We start from the raw sequence: 20,914 nt of genomic DNA, 5'->3' as shown, positions 1-20,914 counted from the left end.
TCCGTCCTCTCGAAGCGCGTCAGGCGAGGCTGCGCCAGCCGCCGTCGAGCAGGTCGAAGGCGCGGTCGATCACCTGCCGGCGATCACCGCGGGCACGGGCGGCGTGGGGTGCTTCGAGGGCGAAGTGGGCCAGGGCGGCGCAGGCGGCGTCGTCGGCGGGGCGACCGCTCTCCTCGGCGATGACCCGGGCGAGCGCGGTGGTGTGGCGCAGCCACATGGCCTGGTGGTACTCGCGCAGGGCGGGCGTACTGTCGACCAGTTCGAGGAAGGCCGCGAAGCGGGGATCGCCGTCAGGATCCGCCCTGCGGCAGCGCAGGGCGTGCTCGCGCAGGGCGTTCGGCACCGACCGGCCCGGCGGCCGGTCGCGCACGGCGGCGAGCAGGCCGGCCTCCAGATCGGCCTCCTCGTCGAAGACGAGTGCCTCCTTGACGGGAAAGTGCTTGAACAGCGTGGTGGTGGAGACGTCGGCGGCATCCGCGATCTCCCGGATGCCGACGTCGTCGTAGCCGCGCTCAAGGAACAGGCGCAGTGCGGCGTCGGCGATCGCCTGGCGGGTGGCGGCCTTCTTGCGCTCACGGCGTCCCACGGGCGCGGGCGCCGTACCGCCTCGGTGCGTGTTGTCGGGCATGGGGGTACCCTACCGCAATGGTTGACTCGATAAAAAAGTTGAGTTGTTGCACTTATGGATCGAGTCTGCTTTTCTGGTGAGGAGGCCGCGAGGCGCTGCCCGGCCCCCTCCCCGCGACCGGTGCGACGGCACCGCGACGCGCCGCGACACGAACGGAGCACCACCATGAACCCCGCACCCACCCCGCGCATCGCCGTCGTCGGAGCCGGCCCCGGCGGCCTGACCTGCGCCCGCATCCTCCAGCGGCACGGCATCCCCGTCGCCGTCTACGACCACGAGACCGGCCCGGACGCCCGCAACCAGGGCGGCACCCTCGACCTGCACGAGGACAACGGCCAGATCGCCCTGCGCGAAGCGGGGCTGCTGGACGAGTTCTTGCGCGTCTCCCGACCGGAAGGACAGGAGATGCGCCAACTGCACCATGCGACAGGCGCCGTCATGTTCCACCACGTCCCCGAGGACGGGGAGCGCCTGAAGCCCGAGATCGACCGCGGACAGCTGCGCGACCTCCTCCTGAACTCCCTCAGGCCGGGGACGGTGCGCTGGGGCCGCACCCTGCGCGCCGTCGAAGGGCCCACCGAGGGACCCCGCCGCCTGCGCTTCGCCGACGGCACGAGCGCTGAGGCCGACCTCGTCGTCGGGGCCGACGGAGCCTGGTCGCGGGTGCGGCGCGCCCTCTCCGGCGCGACCCCGCAGTACACGGGGATCAGCTTCCTGGAGGCGTGGTTCCACGACGTCGACAAGCGGCACCCCGACATCGCCGGCCTCGTGGGCCAGGGCAGCGCCGCCGCCGCCGACGGCGAGCACGGGCTGTTCGCCCAGCGCAACGGAGGGGACCACATCCGCGTCTACCTCATCCAGCGCGTCCCCGCCGACTGGATCACCGTCCAGGGCCTGGCGGCCGACGACACCGAGGGCATCCGCGGCGTCCTCCTTGACCGGTACCGAGGCTGGTCACCCCGCCTGCGGCGGATGCTCAGCGACAACGAAGGCGGCTACATCGACCGCCCTCTCTACGCGCTGCCCGTCCCGCACGTCTGGGAACACAGCCCCACCGCCACCCTCCTCGGCGATGCCGCCCACCTCATGCCGCCACTCGGCGTCGGCGTCAACCTGGCCATGCTCGACGCTGCCGAACTCGCCCTCGCCCTCGCGCATCACGACACCGTCGACGACGCCCTGCTCGCCTACGAGAAGACCATGCTGCCCCGGTCCGCCGACATGCAGCACGCGCTCGACGGGCGAGCCGCAGACCTGCTCTCCGACGAACCGCATGTCCCCGAAGCCGACCGCCACTGATCCCTGCGCGCCGGTCGGACGCCGGTCCCGGCCGCCGGACCCCGGCCCCGTGGCGCCGCCCCCAGCGGGTGTCCCGGCGCAGGCGCACCGGAGGCCAGTCGCTCCGCCGCGCAGAGCGGCGGCCCCGTGCCCAGTGGCGCACTGGTGTCCCTGGTGTCTGCCCCGGCTGCCGCCGCGTTCCGCGCGGTGTCCTCCGCGCTGTCGGTCCTGTCGATTCGAGGGACCGGTCGCAGCGAGCCCCTCTCGGGGTGCCGGGAGCACCCTTCTCGGGCCGGCAGGCGGATCCACGAGAGTCCGCGCTTCGTCGCCGGTGGCACATCGCTGCGCGTCCTGTGCCCTCGCGTCCGCCGCCTTCCCGTTCTTCTCCTCGGCTCTGACGACCGTCCATCTCCCGTTCCCGCCCCGCGACCTGCGTCTGTCGGGGACCGACGCCTGACCGGTACTGGCCGCGGGCGGGCGGCGCGCGCTCGTCGGCACGGTGCCGGCAGCCCGCCTGCCGGGCCGTCCCGGGCACGGAGCGCTGGTGTCCGGACGCGTACCGGCCTCCTGGCCACAGCCGCGGGCACGCTGCTGTCACCGGCGGTCATGGCCCTGTCCCCGCAGGCCCGGCGGGGGCGTACGCTGCCCGCCCGTCCGAACGCCTCCGGCCCGGCCGCGTGATGCGCCCCGGACAGCAGCCCTACCCCCCTCGTCGCGAACACGCGACGGGCCTCTCGCCGATGATCTCACGGCGCCTCAGCAGCGTCGGCCGCTGCCGCTGTAGCACGGGGAGCAGCCGGGGCTCGGAGGTGCGGCCGGGTGCGGGCGTGGTCGTGGTGGGCCGCCGGGACGAGCAGAGCCGGCAGCGCGGCGGCGAGGAGTTGGAGGCAGACCGCCCGAGGCGATGTCGGTGCCCCGCGCGGTGCCGCTCGACCAGGGTGGATGCCTTGCGGCCGACTGCCGGCCGGTCCGCGGGCCGCCTGAGTACGCGCACTCAGGCGGCACCACGGGTGCGGTCAGCAGGTGGCGTAGGCCGGGAGCCCGCCGTACCGGTCGCCCTTCAGGTAGACCGCGCTGACGTAGCCCTCGGCGAGGCGTACCCACACGTCGTTGGTGTAGCCGTTGTCCTTGATGGTCTGGCCGTGCGTCCAGCAGGACGCGCCGCGCGGCTCGCCCGCGGTGACGTGTCCCGTGATGCTGTACGAAGTGGCCGGTCCTGAGCGGACGTTGGCGTTCTCGTACGGCGTGACCCCGTACGGCAGCCCCGCGGGTGCTGCCTGGGCGGCCGCGGCCCCGGTCGCGAGCAGCCCCGCGGTGGCGACGGCGACGCCGGTCGCGGCGAGGGCCCTGGTCCTCATGCCCATGATGGTGTTTCCTTCCCCGTTGGTCGTGCGCGGTCGTGAGCGCGGCCACTGGCCGCCTCTCCCCTCTGGACGCGCCACGGGGCTGTTCGGTTCATCCCGCCGACCGGTGCGCCGCGCCCGCGCACGGCGGATCCCGCCCGGCGCAGACGCGCGGGGCGGGATCCGGGGCAGGGCGGGCGGTACGCCCGCCGGAGCGGCGCCCCTGGTCAGGGTGCCTTGTTGTAGACGGCCACGTAGTCGATGTCCATCTGCCCGCCGGACACCGTGTTGGCGTTGGGCCCGCCGCCGAACGCGCCGGGGAAGCCCCCTCCCATCGCCAGGTCGTAGATGATGAAGAAGGGGTGGTCCACCGCCTTCGTCCACGTGTCGGAGTCGACCTGCGTCGAGTCGAGCGTGAAGTAGTTCTGCCCGTCCAGGTACCAGCGGATCTGCTCGGGCGACGTCGACCTGTCGATCTGCACCGCGTACGTGTGGTAGTCCGACTGACAGCCGGGGCAGGCGTGTTCGCCGCTTCCGATGCCGCTGGACTCGTTGCACGGGCCGCCCGGGCTCACCCCGCAGTGGAGGGTGCCGAAGACCGAGCTGCGGCCGTTGACGTCCTCCAGGATGTCGACCTCGCCGGACGTCGGCCAGGTCGTGCCCGTGCGCAGCGGCTGCCCGAGCATCCAGAACGCGGGCCAGTAGCCTGCCCCGTTGTCCGTCGTCACGTCGGGCTGCTTGATCGACGACTGCATCATGACGACACCGCCGGGCGGTGCGCCGAAGGAGTCGTCCTGTGTCTCCACCCGGCCCGACGTCCAGCCCGCCCCCGGGTCGCTGCCGGAGTGCAGCGCCTTCAGGACGAGATGGCCGTTGCCGTCGAGGAAAACGTTGTCGGTCGAGTCGGTCATGGTCTCGATCTCACCGGTGCCGAAGCTGCTGCCCGGACCGGTGTCGTACTTCCACGTGCCGGTGTCGAGACCGCTGCCCGCCGCGCCGTTGAAGTCGTCGCTCCAGGTGGTGGTGAAGCCCGCGGGCGGCGCGGGCACGTCCGCGGGCGCGGCCGCGGCGGCCCGCGTGTCGGCGGGCGCCGCCACGGCGCCGTGCTGCGCGGTGACCGTGAGACCGGCGAGGGTCAGGGCGCCGACCGAGAGCCCTACGAGGGTCCGGCGGAACCTGGACCCGCGTGAGCGGCGGCGCGTTGATGGCCTGGGAATGTCTCCAGGGGCCATGGGTTCTCCTGTTCCGTATGAGCCCGTTGTGGGGGTCTGCCCATACACGGTGTGCTGCCGGAGACTCCTTCCATCGCCTCTCCTGACGGGGTGGGGGACCGTGCAGGGCGGGGACTCCGACTGAGAGCGCTCTCTCAGTCAGGGAGTTGTCTACCCCCGCCCCGGAGCGCCGTCAAGGCACCCGCCGATATCGAAGCGGCGTATGCCCGCCCGCCGTGGAGCGGCTGACCGGACTGTGGACGGGGCACGGCCGTGCCGGCGCCTCCTCCGGGACGCTCGCCGGCCGGCTCGCCAGGGTCGTGCGCAGCGGGGGTACCCGCTCCACTCCGCCGAACCGCTGCGCGAACTGGCCGCGACAGTGCGCACGGGGCCGGTGACACCGGCCCGGCGCGGGCGCCGTCGCGTTCGCGCTGCTCTACCCGGTGGCCGACGTGACCGGCGCGCTGGTCGCCCCCGCACACCGGCTGCGCCGGCAGGCCCGGTCGACGCGCGCGCGGACGGGTGCGCCGACCCCGCCGCGTACGCCGAACGCCCGGCCGCTCCGCCCGCTGTGCCGCGCCGCGACCCGCGCGCTCGGCCTGCGACCGCACATCGCGCGGCGCCGTGCCGCACCCGGGCGGACACCGCGCGACACGCCCTGACGGGGGCTCCTGGGGCCGCGCGACACGGCATGGCCAAGGCCCCGAAGGCCGCGTGCCCCGCCGGTCAGGGGCCGGCGTCGCGCGGGCGCCGGACCGTGGCGGCCCCGGCGGCCCCGGGCCCGTCCTGGTGCTCGTCGAGCGGGCCCGGATGGGCGCCTGGACGGGGAGCACGCCGAGGTCGCCGGACCTGGTCACACCGGCACACCGGCACACCGGCACACCGGCACACCCCTGCAGCCATGTGTCCATCGCGGACACCTGCCACCCGGCAACTCTCATTAAATTAGGAATAAATATTGACACCGTGCGTGCGCGGACACAGTCTTCTCCTGGTCCGCTCGCCCCTCCCCGTGCGGCGGGCCTCCAGCCACCCCCATTCCACCCGCCTCAACCCCGGGAAGGTACCCATGACTTCATCCCGTGCAGGGACGGTCCGCGCCCGCCGGCTCGCCGCTGTGCTCGGTGCGGCCGCGCTCGTCGCGGTCACCGCGCCCGCCGCCCAGGTGTCGGCCGCGCCGCGGGCCGCGCACCGGTCCCATGCCGTGGCGGCCACCCCGTACATGGGCTGGAACACGTATTACGGACTCGGCGCCCCCACCGAGCAGCAGGTCGAGAGCGTCGCGCGGTACCTCGTCAAGAGCGGCCTGAGCAAAGCGGGTTACGACATCGTCTGGCTGGACGGCGGCTGGCAGGCCGACACGCCGCGCGACGCCTCGGGGCGGCTCGTCGCCAACCCCGAGCGCTTCCCCTCCGGGATCCCCGCCCTGGTGGACCGGTTGCACCGGCTCGGCCTGCGCGTCGGCATCTACACCGACGCGGGCGACTACGACGGCGGCAAGAGCTGCGGGCTCGGCAGCCGCGGCCACTACCGGCAGGACGCCCGGCAGTTCGCCGACTGGAAGGTCGACGCCGTCAAGGTCGACTTCCTGTGCGGCATCTCCGAGAAGCTCGACCCGGCCACGGCGTTCGGCGAGTTCAGCGCCGCGGTCGCCGCCACCGGCCGTCCCATGCTGCTCAACCTCTGCAACCCGCTCACCGACGACTGGGGCGTGCCGCACACCCCTGCGCAGGACGCCCACAACTCGTACGCGTTCGGCCCGCGCCTCGCGACGTCCTGGCGCACCGGCACCGACATCGCCTTCGGCACCCCGACCGCGGGGGAGTGGGCCGACGTCCTGCGCAACATGGACGCCAACGCCCAGCACCCGGAGGCCCAGAGCCCCGGCCACTACGGCGACCCCGACTACCTGATCCCCATGCGCACGATGCCCGACGGGTCGTACGAGCTCAGCCAGGAGGAGTCGACCACCCAGCTGGTGATGTGGGCCGAGATGGCGTCCCCGCTGGTCATCGGGTCGGACCCGCGCACCCTGACCAAGCCCATGCTCGCCGCGCTGACCAACCCCGAGATCCTCGCCGTCGACCAGGACCCGCTGGACATCCAGGGTGTACGGGTCGCCACCGACGCGACCGGCGACACCTACAGCAAGGTCCTCAGCGGGACGGGCAAGCGCGCCGTCGTCCTGCTCAACCGCTCCGACACGGCGCAGCGCCGCACGGTGACCTTCGCCGACACCGGGCTCGGTGGCCACGTCGCCGTCAGGGACCTGCGGGCCCGCGCGGACCGCGGCACGCACACCGGCTCGTACACCGTGACGGTCCCCGCCCACGGCACCGCCTTCCTCACGCTGTCCGGCACGGACGCGGCGCCCGGCACCCCGCTCGGCACCACCTCGGCCGACGACCCCGCGCTCGTCGCGGACGGCGCCCGCCTGACGGCCTTCACCCGCGGGCGGGACGGCTCGCTGCGCGTCCGGTCGGGCCGGGACGGCTCCTGGCGTACCGGTGCCACCGGCCTCGGAGGACCGACCCAGGGCCGGATCAAGGGCGCCCCCGCGGCCTACGGCTCGGCCGGCGGGCGGATCGACGTGTTCGTGCGCGGCACCGACGACGCCGCCTACCGCAGGACGTACGACGGGCACCGCTGGGGCCGCTGGCAGCGGCTCGGCGGCCGGCTCGCGAGCGCACCGTCCGCCGTCCGCCGAGGGTCCGGCGGCGGGACGCTGTTCGCCGCCGCGCCCGACGGGGGAGTGCTCTCCCTCGGCGAGGACGGCACGCACTCCGTGGGCGCCCCCACGGGCCTGACCGTCACCGGCCGCCCCGCGGCCGCCGTCGACTCCGCCGGCCGCCTCCACGTCGCGGTGCGCACCAACGACGACGCCGTCTGGGAGCGGGTGCGGGACGCCTCGGGCACCTGGTCCGCGTGGACCTCCCTCGGCGGCACGGTAGGCGGCGCCCCCGCCCTCGTCGCCACCGGCGACTCCGTGCGCCTCTACGCGCGCGCGGCCGACTACACGCTCTGGCAGCGCACCTACACCGCCACGGGCGGCGGCGCGTGGAGCGACTGGTCGAAGAACACCGCCTGGCCCAGCGGCGCCCTCGACGGGGCGCTCGGCACCGCGGCGGGCCCCGGAGGAGAGGTCCTCGCCGTGTACCGCTCCGTCGCGGGACGCGTCCGGGAAACGATGCTCTGACCTGATTCGCCGCCACCGTCGAAAAATAAATTCGTAATTAATATTGACGGTGGCACTCCGTTCCGACAGCCTGTTCCAGCCGAACGCAGGGGCCCGCGGCCGCGGGCGCGGGCCCCCGTCCGTGGGTACCAAAGGAGTCCACCCATGATCGCCACACCGCCAAGCCGCCGCCGGTTCCTCGCCGGAGCGGGCGCGGCCTCAGCCGCCGCCCTGCTCAGCGGATGCGTCACCTCCACCAGCTCCCCGTCGGGCAAGGGCGCCTCGGGCGGTCCGGTGACGCTCCAGTCGAACCTGTCCTCGCCGCAGGCCAAGGCGGCGATGCAGAAGCTCGTCGACGCGTTCGACAGGCGCGGCGGCGCGAAGGCGTCCCTCAACACCGTCGCCTCCGAGACCTTCCGCACCCAGCTGCCGACGTACCTCACCTCCGCCAACCCGCCGGACGTCCTCACCTGGTACCCGGGCTCCGTCGCCGACTCCTACGCCAAGCAGAACCTGCTCCTCGACGTGAGCGACCTGTGGACGAGCGGCGACCTCGCCACCTACTCCGACGCCCAGAAGAAGCTCTGCACGGACTCCGCGGGCAAGAAGGTCTTCGTGCCCGCCTCCTACTACTGGTGGGGTGTGTTCTACCGAAAGTCGAACTTCGCCAAGTGGGGCGTCGGAGAGCCCAAGACGTGGGACGAGTTCCTCGACCTGTGCGACAAGCTCAAGGCGAGGAAGATCGCCCCCATCGGCCTCGGCGCGGGCAACGGCACCACCTGGGTGGCCTCCTCCTGGTTCGACTACCTCAACATCCGCGTCAACGGCGCCCGATACCACCGCGACCTGCTCGCAGGAAAGCACCGCTTCGACGACCCCGAGGTCCGCCGCGTCTTCGACCGGTGGAGCGAGGCCCTGCCGTACTTCGACCCCAACGGCACCGCCCTCGCCTTCCAGGACGCCACCACCGCCCTCCTCCAGGGCCGCACGGGCATGATGCTGATCGGCACGTTCTTCGCCGACGCCGCTCCCAAGGACGCCCTCGACGACATCGACTTCTTCCGCTTCCCGATCATCGACCCCAAGGTCCCGCCTGCCGAAGAGGGCCCCACCGACGGGTACTTCGCGAGCGCCCGCACCCGCCACAAGGACGAGGTGAAGGAACTCATGCGCTACATGGCGACCGCGGAGGCGCAGGAGACCTACCTCAAGGGCTCGTCGGGCACCGCGATACCCGTCAACCCGAAGGCCGAGGACAGCGGGACGCCCCTGGTGAAGAAGGGCCGCGCGCTCATCGAGAACGCCTCCGACATCACCCAGTTCTTCAACCGCGACTCAAGCGACGCGCTCCAGCCCTCCGCCGACACCGCGCTCACCCACTTCCTGTCCAAGCCCAAGGACATCGGGAGCATCCTCACCACCTGGCAGCGCGACGCCCAGAAGATCTGGAACCGGTGACATGGCGCTCCTGACCGCACCGGCCCGCCGCAGGCGCGCCACCAGGGTGCCGCCCGTCGTCCTCGCCTTCCTGCTGATCCCGCTGCTCGCCGAGGCGTTCTGGGTGTTCTGGCCCGCGATCCAGGGCTTCTACCTCTCCCTCACCGACTGGAACGGCGTCGCCCCCGCGAAGTTCGTCGGACTCGGCAACTTCCGCGAGATGTTCGGCGACAGTGTCTTCCGCACCGCGCTCCTCGACACCGTGCTGTGGCTCGTCCTGTTCGGCGGGCTGTCCGTCGTCCTCGGCCTCGGCGCCGCCCTCCTGCTCCAACAGGAGCGCAGGGGCGTCGGGTTCTACCGCGCGGCGCTCTTTCTGCCCGTTGTCTTCTCCCTCGTCGCCACCGCCCTCGTCTGGCAGGCGATGTACCAGCCCGACGGGCTCATCGACAAGGCGCTCGGCGGCCTCGGCCTCGGCAGCTGGGCCCACCCCTGGCTCGCCGACCAGAACACCGCCCTGTACGCCGTCATCGTGCCCGCCCTGTGGCGCGAGATCGGCTACGTGATGGTGCTCTACCTCGCCGGACTCAAGGGCATCGACCCCGCCCTGTACGAAGCGGCCAGGGTCGACGGAGCGAACCGCAGGCAGCTGTTCCGGCACATCACACTGCCCCAGCTCAGCAGCGTCAACGCCGTCGTCGTCTCCGTCGTCATCATCGACTCCCTGCGCTCCTTCGACGTGGTGTGGGCGCTCACCCGCGGCGGCCCGTACCACTCCTCGGAACTCCTGAGCACCTACATGTACTCCACGGCCTTCCAGTCACTGCGGCTCGGCTACGGCTCCGCGCTCGCCGTGGTGATCTTCATCCTGGCTTTCGGAGTCATCGTCTCCTACCTCGTCCGCGCCTTCCGGGAGGCCGACTGATGACCGTCACCCACCCCCAGGTGCCCCCTGCGGAGAAGACGGCCGCCCCGCCCGGCAGGGCGGCGCGCCGCGACCCGGCGGCCCGCCGCCGCGCCGCCACCGCGGGCTTCCACACCGGGGCCGTGCTGCTGTCCGCGCTGTGGCTGCTGCCCGTCGCGCTCGTCCTCGTCACCGCCACCCGCTCCTTCGACGACATCGCGGGCAACGGCCTCGGCGCCCTGCCGCACTCCTTCACCCTGGACGGCTTCGCCCAGGCGTGGACGGACGGCGGCCAGGCGAGGGCCCTGCTCAACAGCGTCCTCGTCACCGTGCCCGCGGTCCTGCTCTCGCTGCTGCTCGCCTCCATGGCCGCTTTCGCCCTCAGCCGCTACGACCTGCCGCTGCGCCGCACCGTGCTGCTCGTGATGCTCGCAGGCAACCTGCTGCCCCCGCAGATCCTCCTCGTCCCGGTCTCCAAGCTCACCGAGATGCTCGGCCTGTACGACAGCCTGTACGCCGTCATCGGCGTCCAGGTCGGCTTCGGCGTCGGCTTCTACGTCTTCGTCCTGCACGGCTTCATGCGGTCCATCCCCGCCGAGATCCAGCAGGCCGCCGTCATCGACGGCGCGGGACCCTGGACGATCTACCGCCGGATCGTCCTCCCGCTGGCCAAGCCCGCGCTCGCCGCGCTCTGCGCCCTGTCGTTCACCTGGATCTTCAACGACCTGCTGTGGTCGATCACCGTGCTGCGCACCGACAGCAGGATGCCGATCACCGCCTCCCTCATCGGCCTTCAGGGCCAGTACGTGTCGGACTGGAACGTCATCGCGGCCGGGTCGGTCATCGCCGCCGCCCCCACCGTGCTCGTGTTCCTCCGGTTCCAGCGCCACTTCGTGGCAGGCCTCAACCTCGGAGCGGTCAAGTGACATCGCACGGCCCGTGGACCCTGCGCACCGGCACCACCGTGTACGCGGTCCGGCTCTCACCCGACGGCCCCTGGCCCGAACTCGCCGCCTGGGGACCTGACGGCACCGAGACCGGGCCGTCCCCGCTCGACTGGTCGCGCCGTACCCACTTCATCACCCCCGCCGACGCCGCGCCCGCCGAGTACATCCCCTACGGGCAGCGGCCGTTCACCGGCGCGGACCTCATCGCCTGCCGCCCGGGGGAGGAGCGCGGCACCTGGTGGGCCTTCACCGGAGCCGAGCAGGACGAGGACGACGACGGCACCCAGAGGCTGCGGCTCACCTTCGCCGACGAACACCTCGGCCTCACCACGGCCCTCGTCTACGCGACGGTGCCGGGCACCGACGTCGTACGGCGCCGCACCGAACACACCAACACCAAAGCTCAGCCCCTCCGCCTCGAACGGTTCGACTCCGGCGCCGTCACCGTGCCCGTCACCCGCGCCGCCCGCCTGACCTGCCTCACCGGGCAGTGGTCACGCGAGTTCCAGCTCACCCAGGTGGAGCTGGAGCGCGGCCGGTTCGAGATCGGCAGCACCCAGGGCGTACCCGGCCACGCCTACGCGCCCTGGCTCGCCGTGCAGGACGCCGCGGAACCCGCGGACGGCCCCGCCACCCCCACCTACGGCATCGCCCTCGCCTGGCCCGGCAACTGGCACATCACGGCGGACGCCGAACCCGGCGGCACCGTGCGCGTCCGGGCAGGACGGCTCCCGCACGAGGGCGCGGTGCTCCTCGGCCCCGGCGCCACCCTCACCGCCCCCTGGCTCGCCTGCGCGTTCAGCCCCGAAGGGCTCGACGGCCTTGCCCGGGCCTGGCACCGCTACGAACGCCGCCTCGCGGGCGAACGGCTGCACCGCCCCCGCAAGGTCCTCTACAACTCATGGGAGGCGACGGGCTTCGCCGTCGACGCCGCCACCCAGCTCGACCTGGCCCGCACCGCCGCCGGCATCGGCGCGGAAGTTTTCGTCGTGGACGACGGCTGGTTCCCCGGCCGCGACGACGACACCGGCGGGCTCGGCGACTGGACACCTGAACCCACCGCGTTTCCCGAGGGGTTCGATGCCTTCATCCACCAAGTACGCGCGCTGGGAATGGACTTCGGACTCTGGGTGGAGCCCGAAGCCGTCAGCCCCCGCTCCGCCCTCCACGCCCAGCACCCCGAGTGGGTCTACCGGATCGACGGCCGCCCCGCCACACTCGTACGCAACCAGCTGCTGCTCGACCTCGGCCGCCCCGACGTCCAGGAGTTCGTCCTCGCCACCCTCGACCGGCTCCTCGGCGACCACGACATCAGCTACCTCAAGTGGGACATGAACCGGCCGCCTACCGAGCGCGGCAGGCCGGGCGGCGGCCCCCCGGAAACCCGGGACCTCGACGCCGCGCACGTCGCCGGATACCTCCGCGTCCTCGACCACCTGCGCACCCGCCACCCCTCGGTCACCGTGGAGGGCTGCGCGGGCGGCGGGGCCCGCATCGAACACGCCACCCTCGCACGGACCGACGTGGTGTGGCCGAGCGACAACACCGCCCCGCTCGACCGGCTCGCCATCCAGCACGGCTACCTGCACGCCCACGCACCGCACACCATGAGCTCCTGGGTCACCGACGCACCCGGCGTCTTCGATCCCCGGCCGCGCTCCCTCGCCTTCCGCTTCGTCACCGCCGCGGCCGGCGTCCTCGGCGTCGGCGCCGACATCCGGCGCTGGAGCCCCGAGGAGCGCGCCGAGGCCGCCGCGTGGATCGCCCGCTACAAGGAGGTGCGCGACACCGTCCACCGCGGCGAGGCGCGCACACTCGGCGGGCCCACCGACGCCACCTGCGGCGTCCAGTACGAACACCCCGGCGGCGGACGCGTCGTCGTCACGGCCTGGAACACCGGGCCGCTCGACGGCGCGCCCCTCGTCCCCGGGCGGGCCGCCCGGCTGCGCCTGCGCGGCCTCGACCCGGCCGCCCGCTACCGCGACGCCCGCACCGGCACCGCCTACAGCGGCGCCCATCTCACCCACGCCGGGCTGGCGTTCGCCTGGACCGCGACATACGACGCCGACCTCGTCGTACTGGAAAGGGGCGTGACACCGTGACCCCGGCAGGCGCGCCCGCGCCCCGCCCCGCAGCCGACCCCGAGGAGACGACCCGCCCCATGCACCCCGCAGCACGCTTCACCGACCGGGTCGCCGTCGTCACCGGCGCCGCCTCCGGCATCGGCGCCGCCACCGCGCGCAGACTCGCCGCCGAGGGCGCGGCGGTCGTCCTCGTGGACGTCGCGGAGGAACACGGCGCGCGCACCGCCGACACCATCAACGCCGAAGGCGGGCGCGCCCTGTTCGCCGCCGCGGACGTCTCGGACCCGGCCGCCTGGGAACGTGTCGAGGCCGCCGCGCACACCCTCGGCCCCGTCGGCGTCCTCGTCAGCAACGCCTACACCGTCGACGTTGTCCCCGCGGGCGAGATGAGCGTCGAGTCCTGGCAGCGCCAGCTCTCCGTCAACCTGACCGGCGGCTTCCTCGGCTTCCGCACCCTCCTGCCCGACCTGCGCGCCCAGCGCGGAGCGGTCGTGCTGACCTCGTCCGTCCACGCCCACAAGGGCATCCCGGGACACCCCGCCTACGCCGCCTCCAAGGGTGCCCTGCTCTCCCTGAGCGGGCAGCTCGCCGTCGAGTACGGCCCCGACATCCGCGTCAACGCCGTACTGCCGGGCCCCATCCTCACCGCGGCCTGGGACCGCGTCCCCGAGGAGGACCGTGCCCGCAGCGTCGCGGAGACCGCGGCGGGCCGCTTCGGGACGCCCGAGGAGGTGGCCGCGGCCATCGCGTTCCTCGCCGCCGACGAGGCCGGGTACGTCACCGGGGCGAGCCTCCTTGTCGACGGCGGCTGGAGCGTCGTCAAGGCGTCGGCCTGAACAGGCCCCCGGCGTGAGTGCGCCCGGCGGCGCGAGAGCCTGGGACGAGACAGCGGTGGCCCGCCGCCGGCCGGTCGGCCACCGGCCCGCGGACCCACCACCACGAGCAGCAGAAAGGCAGAGAGCGACATGACGCCATACGCGCGCCGCGGAGTGCACGGGCAGACCGTGGAGACACTCGCGCGGCGGGTCCTCAGCGGCGAGTTGCCCGAGGGGGCGGTACTCGACCTCGTGGCGCTGCGGGACGAACTGGACGTCAGTCTGACCGCCCTGCGCGAATCCCTGAAGGTCCTCGCCGCCAAGGGCATGGTCGACGCCCGGCAGAAGCGCGGCACGTACATCACCGCACGCTCCGACTGGAACCTCCTCGACGCGGACGTGCTGCGCTGGCAGTTCGCCGGCTCCACCGACGCCGGCGCCGACCTCGCGCTGCTGCGCAACCTCGGCGAGGTCCGCGGCATCGTCGAGCCCGCGGCAGCCCGCCTGGCCGCCGCCCGCCGCGACGCCACCGACCTCGCGGCACTCGACGCGGCCATCGACGCGATGGCCGCGGAGAGCGGCGACCGCCCGGCCGCCGCCGTCGAGGCCGACCTCTCCTTCCACCGCGCCCTGCTGCGCGCCACCCACAACGAACTCCTCGAACGCATGGAGATGGTCATCGAGTCCGGCCTCGCCCACCGCGACGAGATCGTCCACTCCTCCCCGCACGGGGAGGACCCGGTCCCCAGCCACCGCGCCGTGCTCGACGCCGTGCGCGAGGGCGACGGCGACCGCGCGGAACACGCCATGCGCGCCCTGCTCGAACAGGCCCTGCGCGACCTGCACAAGGTCCACCGCGACACGGCCGCCCCCACGAAACCCCCGAAGAAGGGTGACGAGACCCGGTGAAGATCGTCCGAATCGAGACGTTCCTCGTACCGCCCCGCTGGCTGTTCTGCCGGGTCGAGACGGACGAAGGACTCGTCGGCTGGGGCGAACCCGTCGTCGAGGGCCGGGCCGAGGTCGTCCGGGCCGCCGTCGACGTCCTGGCAGAACACCTCCTGGGACAGGACCCGCTGCGCATCGAGGACCACTGGCAGGTGATGACCAAAGGCGGCTTCTACCGCGGCGGCCCCGTCCTGTCCAGCGCCGTCGCAGGACTCGACCAGGCCCTCTGGGACATCGCGGGCAAGGCGTACGAGGCACCCGTCCACGCCCTGCTCGGCGGTCCCGTGCGCGACCGCGTCCGCGTCTACGCCTGGGTCGGCGGCGACGACCCCTCCCGCATCCGCGAAGAGGTCACCGCGCAGGTCGAGGCGGGCTTCACCGCCGTCAAGATGAACGCGGCGGGCCGCACCCCGCCGATGACCACCCCCGCGCAGACCGCAGGCGTCGTCGCACGCGTCGCCGCCGCCCGCGAGGCGCTCGGCCCCGACCGGGACGTCGCCGTGGACTTCCACGGCCGCTTCACCGTCGCGGGCGCCCGCCGCGTCCTCGGCGAACTGGGCCCGCTGCACCCGCTGTTCGTCGAAGAACCGCTGCTGCCCGAGCACGGCCACGCTCTGCCCGCCCTCGTCGCTGCCAGCCCCGTGCCCATCGCGACCGGCGAACGCCTCTACGGCAGAGCCGAGTTCCTGCCCGCCCTCGCCGCGGGCATCGCGGTCGCCCAGCCCGACCTGTCGCACGCGGGCGGCATCTCGGAGGTCCACCGCATCGCGTCGCTCGCCGACGTGTACGGAGCCCAGCTGGCACCGCACTGCCCGCTGGGCCCGATCGCGCTCGCCGCCAGCCTCCAAGTGGCTTTCGCCACACCCAACTTCCTCATCCAGGAGCAGAGCAGGGGCATCCACTACAACAAGGACGCCGACCTGCTCTCGTACCTCGTCGACACCGAGCCCTTCCGCTTCGAGGCCGGCCACGCCCGCAGGACCACCGCGCCGGGACTCGGCGTCACCGTCGACGAGGCGGCCGTGCGCGCCGCCGACCGGACGGGGCACAGCTGGCGCAACCCCGTGTGGCGCCACCCCGACGGATCGTTCGCGGAATGGTGAGCGCCGCACGCACCGTGGGCCCCCGCGTCACCACGGACCCGGAGCACGGCGGGCGCTGGACCTCCCTGACCGCCCACGGCCGCGACTGGCTCTGGCACCGGCCGGAGCCCGCACGCGCCGACGCCCGCCCCGGCGCGCCGTTCGCCGACGCGGGCGGCCTTGAGGAGTGCGTACCGACGGTGCGCGGCCTGCCCGACCACGGCGACGTCTGGACCCGGGCCTGGCGGCAGGACACGGACGGCACGCACACGGTGACCTGCCCCGACTTCCGGCTGGCCCGGCGCATCCGCACCACCGAGGCCGGGACCGTCGCCGACTACCGGCTCACCGCACGCCCCGGCTACCGCTTCGTGTGGGCCGCCCACGCCCTGCTCGACCTGTCCGAGCGGGCCCGCGTGGCACTTCCGCACGGCACGCCCCTGCGGCTCTACCCGGGCGAGGGCTCCGGCTGGGTGCGCGGCCACTGGCCCGCGCCCGCCGGAACACCGCTTGACCGGCTCGGCCCCGCGGACGGAACCGCCGTCGGCGCCGTCGCCGAGACACACCAGGCGTCCGTCCACGACGGCCCCGACACCCTCACCCTGCGCGTCGAGGCCGAAGGGGCCCCCGTGTCCGTGGCCCTCTGGCGCAACCTCGGCGGCTTCCCCCGCGGCGCCCCCTACCGCTCCATCGGCGTCGAACCCATGCTCGGCCGTGTCTTCGACCGCGAAGGAGCCGATCCGGGCGACACCGCGCGCGTACCGGACACCGGCGAGCTGCGCTGGCGCCTCACCGTCACCGCGACCCGCCGCACGGACCCCGGCCCGTGAGCCCCACAGCCGCGCCCTCGGCGCACCACCCACCGCACCCGAACCCCCACCGCCGTAAGGACCAGCACCAGTGGACCTGTTGACCGCGCTGCGCACCCACCGCATTCTCGCCATCGTCCGGGGCGGCGACCCGGACGCCGCGCTCGCCGCGGTGCTCGCCCTCGCCGACGAGGGCGTCCACCTCATCGAGATCTCCCTGTCCGGCAACGACGCGCTCGGCGTCCTCGCCCGCGCCCGCGCCGCCCTCGGCCCCGGCGCCGCCCTCGGCTCGGGCACCGTGCTCACGGCCGACGACGCCCACGCCGCCCACCGCGCCGGGGCCGACTTCGTCGTCACCCCCGGCCTCGGCCACGGCGTCAGCGCCGCCCGCGCCCTCGGTTTGCCCGTGCTCGCCGGCGTCATGACCCCCACCGAGATCATCACGGCCCAGCGCCTCGGCGCCGCCGCGCTGAAACTCTTCCCCGCGTCCGAGGCCGGCGGGCCCGGATACCTCAAGGCCCTGTCAGGGCCGTTCCCCACCGCACCGTTCGTCCCCGTCGGGGGAGTGGGCGCGGAGGAGGCCGCAGCATACCTGGCCCGCGGCGCCGTGGCGGTCGGCGTCGGCTCGCCGCTCGTCGGCGACGCCGCGGACGGCGGCAGCACCGACGCGCTGCGCGCCCGCGCCCGCGCCTTCCTCGACGTTGTACGCCCGTACACCCGGGACGCCGGGTGACCCCCCGGGCGGCCCGGCCGCGGCCGTCCGGTACCGGGCCCGTCGTGTGCCTGGGCGAGACCATGGCCGCCATGGCCCCGGAACCTGTCGGCGCGCTCGACAGCGCCGGCCTGCTCCGCGTCGACGTCGCAGGCGCCGAGTCCAACGTCGCCGTGTACCTCGCCGACCACGGCATCCCGGTGCGCTGGGTCTCCGCGCTCGGCGACGATCCCTTCGGCCGCCTCGTGAAGCGGCACGTCGCAGCCGGGGGCGTGGACGTGGACGGTGTCAGGACCGACCCGCGGCACCCCACCGGCCTGCTGTTCAAGGACCCCGGCCCCGGATCGACCCGCGTCCACTACTACCGGGGGAACTCCGCAGCCGCCGCGCTCGGCCCGGCCCTCCTCGCCGACGACGCCCTGCGCGGCGCCCGGCTGCTGCACCTCACCGGCATCACCCCCGCGCTCTCGCCGTCCTGCCACGCCCTCGTGGAGCAGGCGCTGGCCGCCGACCGCCCCTGGCCCGTCAGCTTCGACGTCAACCACAGGCCCGCCCTGTGGACCGGCGCGCCCGAGCCCGCCGGCGACGTGCTGCGCACCCTCGCGGACCGTGCCGACCTCGTCTTCGTCGGCCTGGACGAGGCACGCGCCCTGTGGGGCGCCGGCCTCACCCCGGACGGCGTACGCGGCCTGCTGCCGCACCCGCGCACCCTCGTCGTCAAGGACGCCGACCGCGCCGCGACCGCCTACACCCCCGCCGGCCGCCACACCGTCCCGGCGCCCCGCGTCGATGTCGTCGAACCCGTGGGCGCGGGCGACGCGTTCGCCGCCGGATACCTCGCGGGCGTGCTGCGCGGCGACGACCCCGTACGCGCCCTGCGCCGCGGTCACCTCACCGCCGCCTCCGCGCTGCGCGTCACCGGGGACCACGGCACCCTGCCGCCGCCCGACACCACCGCGCGCCTGCTGGCGGCCGACCCCGCCACCTGGACCACCCACTGAACCCGCGCCCCCACACACCACCCCCGTCCGCACGTCATCCCCCGAGGAGGCACCACCATGACCTCTCACGACCCGCTGACGCCGGAACACCGCCCCCACCCGCCCCGCCGCCCCAGCAGGCGCGGCTTCCTCGCCGCCGCCGGGCTCGGAGCCCTCGCCACGGCCGGCGTCCCCGCCTTCACCGCGACGGCCGCCCCGCGCCGCCCCACCGGTGACCCCCGCGTCCCCGAGGACCGTGCCCTGACCCTCTGGTACCGCGATCCCGCCGATCCCGCCGACATGATCCAGACGGCGCTGCCCATCGGGAACGGCCGCATCGGAGCCCTCGTCGGCGGCGACCCCGCCGCCGACCTGCTCTACGTCACCGACGGCACGCTGTGGACCGGCGGCCTCAACGACACCCTCGACGACGACGGCCAGTTCCCCTACGAACGCGTCGAGTTCGGCTCCCTCACCCAGCTGGCCCACCTCACGGTCGCCGTCCCCGCCCACACCGCCGACCGGATCACCGGCTACCGCCGCACCCTCGACCTCAGCAACGGCCTCGCCACCGCCTCCTACACCCACGACGGCGTGGCCTACCGCCGCGAGGCGTACGCGAGCCACCCCGACAACGTCCTCGTCCTCAGCCTCACCCAGAGCGGCGGCGGCAGCTACACCGGAACCGTCGACCTCGCGGGCACCCACGGCGAGCACACCGCGGCGGCCACCGGGAGCGGACACGCGGAAGGCCCCCTCGCCGCCTTCGACGCCGCCTTCGCCAACGGCCTCAGATACGCCTCGGCCGTCACCGCCGCCACGACCCGAGGCACCGTGGCCGTCAGCGGAAGCCGGCTCACCTTCACCGACTGCGCCGACCTCACCGTCGTGTTCTGCGGCGGCACCGACTACGCGCCGGACCCCGCCCACGGCTACCGCGACCCGGCGGCCGACCCCGCCGCCCTCGCCGCCCGCACCGCGCGGGCCGCGGCCCGCGTACCGCACACCGCGCTGCGCGCCACCCATGTCGCCGACCACCGGCGGCTGTTCGACGGCCTCTCCCTCTCGCTCGGCGCCTCCGACGCCCGCCTGCGGGATCTCGACACGCCGAGCCGCCTCACCGCCCGCGCCGCGGACGGTGCCGCACCCGACCCCGAACTGGAGGCGGCCTACTTCCACTTCGGCCGCTATCTGCTGATCGCCTCCTCCCGCGACAGCGTCCCCGCCGGGCTCCAGGGCCTCTGGCTCGACGGCAACGACCCGGACTGGATGGGCGACTACCACACCGACATCAACATCGAGATGAACTACTGGCTGCCCGACCGGGCCGGCCTGCCCACCGCGTTCGACGCGTTCACCGACTACTGCCTCAGCCAGCTTCCGTCCTGGACCGACGTCACCGCGAGGACCTTCAACGACCCCCGCAACCGCTTCCGCAACTCCACCGGGAAGGTCGCGGGATGGGCCGTCGCCTTCTCCACCAACATCCACGGCGGCTCCGGCTGGTGGTGGCACCCCGCCGCCAACGCCTGGCTCGCCAACACCCTCTTCGACCACTACGCCTACACCGCCGACACCCGGCACCTCGAACGGATCTACCCCCTCCTCAGAGGCGCCTGCGCGTTCTGGGCCGCACGCCTCATCACGACCGCCGTCGACGACCCGGACGCCCCGGACGGCCGCCGCGAGGTCCTGGTCGACGACAAGGACTGGTCACCCGAACAGGGCCCCCAGGACGGCATCGGCAACACCTACGCGCAGGAACTCGTGTGGGCCCTGTTCGGCAACTTCCTCACCGCGAGCCGCGACCTCGGGCGCGACCGCGCGTACGCCCGTACCGTCGCCGCGCTCCGCGACCGCCTGTACCTCCCGCGGGTCAGCCCCACGACGGGCCGGCTCGAAGAGTGGATGTCGCCCGACGACCTCGGCGAGACCGAGCACCGCCACCTGTCCCCGCTCGTCGGCCTGTTCCCCGGCGACCGCATCCGGCCGGACACCACCCCCGGCGACATCCTCACCGGAGTGCGCAACCTCCTCACCTCCCGCGGCATGAACAGCTACGGCTGGGCCAACGCCTGGCGCGCCCTGTGCTGGGCCAGACTCGGCGAGGGCGAGACCGCGTACCGGCTCGTCACCACCAACCTCCGCCCGTCGAAGGACAACAGCAACGGCACCGCGCCGAACCTGTTCGACATCTATCAGGTCGACGCCGGCCGCAGCATCTTCCAGATCGACGCCAACTTCGGTACGCCCGCCGCCATCACCGAGATGCTCGTGCGGTCGCGGCCGGGCCGCGTCGACCTGCTGCCCGCCCTCCCGGCGGCGTGGGCCGCCGCCGGGCACATCAGCGGCGTCGGCGTGCGGGGCGGCTTCGTCCTCGACCTGGCCTGGCGCGACGGCCGCGTCACCACGGCGGTGCTGCGCAGCGTCGGCGGCCGTACGACGACCGTCGCCGCCCACGGGCGGACCAGGACGGTGCACCTCGCGCCGGGCCGCTCCACCACCCTGCACGGCCCCGGCGCCGGGCTCTGACCCCGCGCGGCCCGTCCCGCCGCCACCGGGGA

The 20,914-nt window shown here is 73.9% G+C and carries 16 protein-coding genes; 13 read left to right on the top strand and 3 right to left on the bottom strand.

What is annotated here, in order from left to right:
* Positions 1-19: 19 nt before the first annotated feature.
* Positions 20-628, bottom strand: coding sequence for a TetR/AcrR family transcriptional regulator (locus ABEA77_RS03825; protein WP_345641125.1), 609 nt, complete (start codon positions 626-628; stop codon positions 20-22).
* A 165-nt stretch (positions 629-793) separates the two neighbouring features.
* Here ABEA77_RS03825 and ABEA77_RS03820 point away from each other — a divergent pair, with 165 nt between their 5' ends.
* Positions 794-1,927: an FAD-dependent oxidoreductase gene (locus tag ABEA77_RS03820; protein WP_345641122.1), complete on the top strand. Its 1,134-nt coding sequence runs from the start codon at positions 794-796 to the stop codon at positions 1,925-1,927.
* 995 nt (positions 1,928-2,922) lie between these two features.
* On the opposite strand, the gene ABEA77_RS03815 is transcribed toward ABEA77_RS03820, so the two are convergent.
* Both ABEA77_RS03815 and ABEA77_RS03810 read right to left on the bottom strand, forming a co-directional pair.
* On the bottom strand, positions 2,923-3,270 hold the full coding sequence (locus ABEA77_RS03815) for an SH3 domain-containing protein (RefSeq protein ID WP_345641119.1): 348 nt from the start codon (positions 3,268-3,270) through the stop codon (positions 2,923-2,925).
* 206 nt (positions 3,271-3,476) lie between these two features.
* Positions 3,477-4,481 (bottom strand): glycoside hydrolase family 16 protein, encoded by a 1,005-nt coding sequence (locus ABEA77_RS03810; protein ID WP_345641116.1) that lies wholly within the window; start codon positions 4,479-4,481, stop codon positions 3,477-3,479.
* 1,048 nt (positions 4,482-5,529) lie between these two features.
* Between ABEA77_RS03810 and ABEA77_RS03805 the strand changes: the two genes are divergently transcribed.
* The 12 genes from ABEA77_RS03805 to ABEA77_RS03750 all read left to right on the top strand — a co-directional run bounded on the left by ABEA77_RS03805 (position 5,530) and on the right by ABEA77_RS03750 (position 20,882).
* The gene (locus ABEA77_RS03805) at positions 5,530-7,656 is read left to right on the top strand and encodes a DUF8189 domain-containing protein (RefSeq protein ID WP_345641113.1); all 2,127 of its coding nucleotides are present in this window, start codon (positions 5,530-5,532) and stop codon (positions 7,654-7,656) included.
* 144 nt (positions 7,657-7,800) lie between these two features.
* The gene (locus tag ABEA77_RS03800; protein WP_345641110.1) at positions 7,801-9,093 is read left to right on the top strand and encodes an ABC transporter substrate-binding protein; all 1,293 of its coding nucleotides are present in this window, start codon (positions 7,801-7,803) and stop codon (positions 9,091-9,093) included.
* A 1-nt stretch (position 9,094) separates the two neighbouring features.
* Complete coding sequence (locus tag ABEA77_RS03795) at positions 9,095-9,994, top strand: carbohydrate ABC transporter permease (protein ID WP_345641107.1); 900 nt, start codon at positions 9,095-9,097, stop codon at positions 9,992-9,994.
* Positions 9,994-10,899 (top strand): carbohydrate ABC transporter permease, encoded by a 906-nt coding sequence (locus ABEA77_RS03790; RefSeq protein WP_345641104.1) that lies wholly within the window; start codon positions 9,994-9,996, stop codon positions 10,897-10,899. Before ABEA77_RS03795 ends, ABEA77_RS03790 begins: the two co-directional genes overlap by 1 nt.
* On the top strand, positions 10,896-13,022 hold the full coding sequence (locus tag ABEA77_RS03785; RefSeq protein WP_345641102.1) for an alpha-galactosidase: 2,127 nt from the start codon (positions 10,896-10,898) through the stop codon (positions 13,020-13,022). Before ABEA77_RS03790 ends, ABEA77_RS03785 begins: the two co-directional genes overlap by 4 nt.
* Positions 13,023-13,081: 59 nt before the next feature.
* On the top strand, positions 13,082-13,840 hold the full coding sequence (locus tag ABEA77_RS03780) for an SDR family NAD(P)-dependent oxidoreductase (protein WP_345641639.1): 759 nt from the start codon (positions 13,082-13,084) through the stop codon (positions 13,838-13,840).
* 129 nt (positions 13,841-13,969) lie between these two features.
* Positions 13,970-14,728, top strand: coding sequence for a FadR/GntR family transcriptional regulator (locus ABEA77_RS03775; protein WP_345641099.1), 759 nt, complete (start codon positions 13,970-13,972; stop codon positions 14,726-14,728).
* Positions 14,725-15,870 carry a galactonate dehydratase gene (dgoD, locus tag ABEA77_RS03770; protein WP_345641097.1) on the top strand — a complete coding sequence of 382 codons (1,146 nt, stop codon included), beginning with the start codon at positions 14,725-14,727 and terminating at the stop codon, positions 15,868-15,870. The genes ABEA77_RS03775 and dgoD overlap by 4 nt, the downstream gene beginning before the upstream one ends.
* The gene (locus tag ABEA77_RS03765) at positions 15,864-16,679 is read left to right on the top strand and encodes a hypothetical protein (protein ID WP_345641094.1); all 816 of its coding nucleotides are present in this window, start codon (positions 15,864-15,866) and stop codon (positions 16,677-16,679) included. The genes dgoD and ABEA77_RS03765 overlap by 7 nt, the downstream gene beginning before the upstream one ends.
* Before the next feature lie 70 nt (positions 16,680-16,749).
* A complete protein-coding gene (locus ABEA77_RS03760; RefSeq protein ID WP_345641091.1) occupies positions 16,750-17,391 on the top strand; it encodes a bifunctional 4-hydroxy-2-oxoglutarate aldolase/2-dehydro-3-deoxy-phosphogluconate aldolase in 642 nt (213 codons plus the stop codon).
* A gap of 62 nt (positions 17,392-17,453) precedes the next feature.
* Complete coding sequence (locus ABEA77_RS03755; protein ID WP_425588193.1) at positions 17,454-18,371, top strand: sugar kinase; 918 nt, start codon at positions 17,454-17,456, stop codon at positions 18,369-18,371.
* 57 nt (positions 18,372-18,428) lie between these two features.
* On the top strand, positions 18,429-20,882 hold the full coding sequence (locus ABEA77_RS03750; RefSeq protein ID WP_345641086.1) for a glycosyl hydrolase family 95 catalytic domain-containing protein: 2,454 nt from the start codon (positions 18,429-18,431) through the stop codon (positions 20,880-20,882).
* The last annotated feature ends 32 nt before the right edge of the window (positions 20,883-20,914 follow it).

This window comes from Streptomyces tremellae, assembly GCF_039540215.1.
GTDB lineage: Bacteria > Actinomycetota > Actinomycetes > Streptomycetales > Streptomycetaceae > Streptomyces > Streptomyces tremellae.
The sequence above is the reverse complement of the archived record's forward strand: the minus strand, read 5'-3'. Positions and strand labels throughout refer to the sequence as shown.